This window comes from Methanobrevibacter curvatus, from assembly GCF_001639295.1.
GTDB classification, from domain to species: domain Archaea; phylum Methanobacteriota; class Methanobacteria; order Methanobacteriales; family Methanobacteriaceae; genus Methanoflexus; species Methanoflexus curvatus.
In genome coordinates this window covers 1-6,385 of sequence record NZ_LWMV01000013.1, presented here as the reverse complement: position 1 = coordinate 6,385, position 6,385 = coordinate 1, and the positions used below count along the sequence as shown (strand labels likewise).

Sequence of the window (6,385 nt, the reverse complement as noted above, 5' to 3'; positions counted from 1 at the left end):
TATTAAATCAATTCTATTAATTTAATTTTATTAATTTAATTTTATTAATTTACTTATATTGATATTTGTAATTGCTATATTATTGAATAAAAATTATTACTATAAATAAGCTTTTTCTATAATATTAAATTATACAATCATATTAAAATATCTAGAAGAAATTAATAAATTAATTAACTAATTAATTAACTAGCTAATTAACTAACTAATTAACAAATTAAACCAATAACTTTATTTTATATATCTATTAAATCAAAAAATAAGGAATAAATATGAATAGCTCATCTTCAAGGATTATTAAAGAATTTGAAAATCTAAGGGAGAAACTCTTAGACTTAAGTTCTAAAAATCAGTTATTAAACTTTAAACCTCGAGCTAAAACCCTTGAAATTATTGAAAACAATCCTAACAACATTTATCATACTTTGATTATGCAGAAAAAAAAGATGTATTTTATTCCAAACAAGGCATCTGAAAATGATATTGATTACAATAAACCTAAATCCCGTTTATCAAAGATATTTGAATATGCTCCAATTGATTTAAGTATATTTAAATCTGTAGACACCACTTTAAAAACTGATCTTTCTCCTACTGAACTGCAAAAAAAACTTTTTTACATTAATCAACAGGCAAGATTAATGTTAAATGAACAAGGATACAATATTTTATATCTTGCTGTTGGTTTTTTAGAGTGGAAAGATCAATACAAAGTAAATGAAATAAAAAAAGCTCCACTGGTATTAATTCCTGTTACTTTATCTAGAAAAAAAGCAGGAAAATCATTTACAATTGAATGGAATGGAGATGAAATTGAAACTAACATTTCTCTTAAAGAAAAACTTTTAAATGAAGGGGTTAAACTTCCTAAATTTAAAATGAAAAATTATGTAGAACTTATTGAAGACTACTTACTACAAGCTAAAACAGCTATTTCAAAGGGAAGAAGCACAAAAAAATGGAGCATAAATAATGAAATAGCACTTGGATTTTTCTCATTTACAAAATTTTTAATGTATGAAGATTTAAACCCAGATGGGTGGAAAAATCTTAATTTAGATAAACATTCTCTTATAGATTCATTATTTAATCCTAAAGGAATAAAAGAAGAAAATGAATTTAGAGAAGATGATATTGACAAAGTATTAAATTATGCTTCAATGTATCAAGTTCTTGATGCTGATTCTTCTCAAATTGCAGCTATTGAAAATGTTAAGTCTGGAGAAAATCTTGTTGTTGAAGGTCCTCCTGGAACAGGGAAAAGTCAAACAATTGTTAACTTAATTGCAGAGTTACTTGCTAATGGTAAGACTGTACTTTTTGTCAGTGAAAAAATGGCTGCTTTAGATGTTGTAAGAGATAGGTTAAAATCTGTTGGTCTTGGGAAATTTGTTTTAGAACTTCACTCCAACCAAACTCGTAAAAAAAAGATTTTAAAAGATTTAGAAAAATCATTAAACACTAAATTTTATAAAAACTTGGAAGTTGACTCAATTGCAACTAGATTAGATACCTTAAAGTTGGATTTAGATGACTATGCAGAGATTTTACATAAAAAATCATTTGCCTATGAAATCTCTCCTTTCCAACTTTTTGGTTTAAAAGAAGTTGCATATGAACATTTTTATAAAACTAATCGGCACATGGCATTAGTAAATATAGATAATCCTGAAAACATTTCAAAAAAAGAATTAAATTCAATAATAGCTGATTTAAATAATCTAACTGAAATTCATAACACTGTCTCAGATAATAATCCTTGGACTAATTGTCATCCTAAAACCTTGCTTCCAAGAGATTTGAGAGAAATTGAACAGTTCTTAGAAGACAGTTTAATAGCTCTTAATCAATTTTTACTTAATGGAGAAACAATTAATGAGCTTTATGGCATAAAAAAAGCCAAAGACATTAAATCATACAAAGAAACTCTTCAAGGATTAAAACTTCTTGAAGATAGAGATTTAGAACTTGTTGATTCAAAAATAATTACAAATAATTCATGGAAAAATGAAAGTAAAATAGCTATAGAATTAATTGATAAATTAAAAGAATATCAAGATGTGTCTAAAGTTTTAAGTAAATTTAATGATTCAATTTATGATGTTGATCTTGATGATTTAATTTTTAAATTCCAAAAACATTTAAATAAAAAATTTAAGCTATTTTCAACAAACCCAAGTAAAGATGAAGCACTTAAATTATACAAAAGTAGTCCTTTATCAAAGATAAGTGGAGATAAATCTATTTTAAAAGATTTAAAATCTTTAAAATCATATTTCATTTTAAAAGAGGAATTGGATTCATTAAATGATTTAGGAGTCAGTTTCTTTGGTGAACTTTATTCACTTAATGCCAATACCCGTGATTTAGAAAAATTAAGCAATTGGATTATTAAATTTAATAAAAATCTTGAAAATGGAACTTTTAATAATCTTACTCTTGATTTACTAAAGAATAGCCTATTTGACTTAAATGGAGCCATTGAAATTAAAGATTATCTTGAAAGTGGAAATAAATTTTTTAATAAACTTAGAGGACTGGAAAATAAGTTAAATCCAAGGTCTAAGTTAATATTTAAAAAAGAAAAAGAAGAGGTTAGCTTTAGAGAATGGGAAAACCAAATCAATCTTTGGAAGACTCAACTGCCTTCACTTCACCTTTTCTCACAATATCTTAACACAAAGAGAAATATAACTAATCCTGTGTCCATTGAGTTTATAAAAGTAATTGAAAAAAGAAAAATTAAAAAGGAAGATATTAAATATTTGGTGTATGGTAATTTTGCTGATGGGCTTTTAAATATATTGTTTAGAGAGAATGAATACTTAAATCAATTTATTGGAGAACTACACTGTAATAAAATTAAAGAATTTAGAAAATTAGATAAAAAAATCTTAGAAATCAATAGAAAAAGAATATTCAACAAGTTAAATGAGAATATTCCAAAAATTTATGGTGCAACAGATAACGAAGAAGCTAAGGTTTTAGCTGGAGAATTTACAAGAAAATCTGGTCATATTCCACTTAGAAAGCTATTAGAAAAAGCTGGAGGAATCATTAAAGAAATTAAACCTTGTTTTATGATGAGTCCACTTTCCATTGCTCAATATTTAGATCCTATGAATGAAAAGTTAATATTTGATGTTGTAATCTTTGATGAGGCAAGTCAAGTTAAACCTGAAGATGCCCTCGGTGCATTTTTAAGGGCTAAAACAGGTGTTGTTATGGGTGATACCCAACAGCTTCCACCCACATCATTTTTTGATCAAGTTGTATCTGATGAATCAGATGAAGAAATCGCTACAGCCATTGATATGGAAAGTATTCTTCATTTATGTAAAATGTCTTTTCCTGTTAAAATGTTAAAGTGGCATTATAGAAGTAGACATGAATCATTAATTAACATCTCAAATCAAGAATTCTATGATGGTGAGCTATTGGTTTATCCATCACCAAGTCACACCAATGAAGACTTAGGTTTAAAATTAAAGTATGATGAAAAAACTGTATATGACAAAGGAAATACTTCTTCTAATAGATTGGAAGCTCAAAATGTTGCAAAAGAGGTTATCAATCATTTTGAAACCTATGGAGATACAAAAAGTTTAGGTGTGGGAACTTTTTCAGTTGCTCAAAGAAATGCAATTTTAGAAGAACTTGAATTTTTAAGAAAACAAAATCCTGAACTTGAACAAAATTTCTCTGAAAATTTAGAAAAACATTTCTTTGTTAAGAATCTTGAAACAATCCAAGGAGATGAAAGAGATGTAATTTTCATAAGTGTAGGTTATGGATATGATAATGAGGGAAATATGACCTATAATTTTGGTCCTCTTAACCAAGAAGGGGGTGAGAGAAGATTAAATGTTTTAATAACAAGAGCAAGGGAAAAATGTGTTGTTTTTACAAACTTTAAGTCTTTTGACATTCATTTAAATCACAATCCTCCATTTGGCCTTAAAGCACTTAAAAATTTCTTAGAATATGGTGAAAATCTCTCAAAGGGTATAAATCCTAAAAAAGATAAAGGGAATATTCTTTCACTTGAAAATGCAATAGCTTCATTTTTAGAAAGTGAAGATTATAAAGTTGAAAAAAATGTTGGAACTGCTGCTTTTAAAATTGATTTAGCAGTAGTAAATGAAAATAATCCTGGAGAGTACCTACTTGGGATTATGCTAGATAGTGAAAATTACTCTTCTTCAAGAGTTTCAAGAGACAGAGACAGATTAAGAGATCAAGTTTTAAAAGGTTTAGATTGGAATATTTATCACCTATGGTCAACAGATTGGTATAGAAACCCTGAACTTTCAAAAAATAAGCTATTAGATTTTATTGAAAAAACTAAAGATAAACAATTGAAAATTGTTAAAAAAAAGGAAAAAGAAAAAATAAAACTAAAACAATTATTGGAACAAAGAAAACAAGAAGCATTAGAAGCACAAATCGCTAAAGAAAAAGAATTAGAAAAATTAGAAGAAGATTCAAATGAAGAATATGATGATGAAGAATATGATGATGAAGAATATGAAGAATATGATATTGAATCTGATGAAGAAGACAACGAAAAAACAGATATAATACACATAGATGATTTAAATTTAAAAGCAGAAGAAGAAAAAGCAGAAGAAGAAAATAAAGAAAAAGAAAAAAAAGAAGAATTAAAAATATTAGATAAAAATAATGATACTTATGAAGAAAATTTTCTTAATGGAGAATTTGAATTAAAAAACCAAGACGACATGGAAAAAGATCATAAAATACAAAAAAACCTAGATAAAATAGAAAACAATAAAGTTGAAGAAATTAAAGAAATTAAAGAAATTGAAGAAGAAATAGATGAAAATAAAACACAACGAGAAGAAATACAAATTGAAGAAATTCAAGAAAATGAGAGTAGTGCATTAAATGAAATTGATAAAGAGAACTATATCACCCATTTAAAAAATCAGAATAAATGTGAAAATTTATATGAAGAGAATATTAAAATTAAAAATTATGATTCTGATAAGAATATTACTTATGTTAATGATATAGATAAACTTAATTTTATTTCTAAATTAGATTCAAAAATTAATTTAATATTAGAGAATAAAGAAGAAAAAGAAGAAGAAAAAGAAGAAAATAATAAAGATACAAACAAAAACATTACAGAAATAAAGCATAATAGTTATAATAATTATAATAATAGTAATCATAGCAGTAGTTATGATAATAATAGTAATAGTAGTAGTAATAATAATTCAATTGGTAAAATTGATGCTGAATTAGATTTAGGCTTAAATTTAGATGAATTTATAGATGAAAATTTCAAAGATACTGAATTTGACTTTGATGAGAATATAAATGAAGATTTTAATATAACAAATTTTGATTTAAGTCGCAAATTAGATGAAAAAGAACTAAATAGTAGCTATTCAAATATTGATAACTCACAAATATTGAATGAAGGAAATATAGCAAAAAAGAAAGTAAATAACAATGAAATAAATATTACAAGTTATAAAATGGCTTTAAATTTAGTTCCAAGTAATAAAGATTTTTATACTACTCCAATTAGTGAAATTACAAAAACAGTTAATAAAATTGTTGAAATTGAAGGACCAATTCATATATCTGAGCTTATTTTAAGGGTTAGAGACAATTATCATATGCAAAGATCAGGAGTTAAACTTAAAAAAATTGTTAATGAATCTATTTTAAAATCTGTTGATGAAAATGAAATTCATATGGATGGAGAATTTATATTTTTAAATAAAAATCATAAGATTGCCATTAGAATGCGTGAAAAACCAAATTTAGACATTATTTCAGATAAAGAGATTGAAGAAAGTCTTAAATTTGTTATTTTAAATAATTCGCCTATTGATGTTAAACAAGCCATTAAATTAACTGGTAAAAATTTTGGTTTTAAATCAATATCAAAAAAGACTTCTGGAAAAATCCAATCTATAATCGACAATTTAGTAGATGCAAATAAGCTTTTTTTAGAATCTAACACTCTTAGACTTTTTAAATAATATTAAAGCAATATTTATTTTAATAAAAAAAAATTAATTAAAGGGTTAATATTTATTAAATTAATTAAATAGATAAAAAGAGCATAATTGGAGATAATAAGCATATAAAATAGAAATTCTTGTTTATATTAAAAATAAACAATTTTTTATATTTTTTTATTAAAAATAAGATTATTAATCTCTAAATTAGCTTATTAACATATGTTCTTATATTATATAAAGAAAAAATAAATTAAATGGTAATAAAAATAATTAAAATTATATTAATATAGAAGATTTTAATTATTAAAAAATTTCATAAAAGTAATATAAATTAGTACTACAAACAAAACAGAAATAATAAATAAAATTAATAATAATATTAT

Annotated in this window: 1 protein-coding gene; it reads left to right on the top strand. The window is 24.5% G+C overall.

The window, feature by feature from the left end; genetic code table 11:
* The first annotated feature begins 272 nt into the window (after positions 1–272).
* A complete protein-coding gene (locus MBCUR_RS00455; protein WP_067088849.1) occupies positions 273–6,020 on the top strand; it encodes a DUF3320 domain-containing protein in 5,748 nt (1,915 codons plus the stop codon).
* The last annotated feature ends 365 nt before the right edge of the window (positions 6,021–6,385 follow it).

Excerpts from the sequence above, each read along its gene's own strand:
- MBCUR_RS00455 (WP_067088849.1), top strand. The coding sequence starts at position 273 with ATGAATAGCTCATCTTCAAGGATTATTAAAGAATTTGAAAATCTAAGG.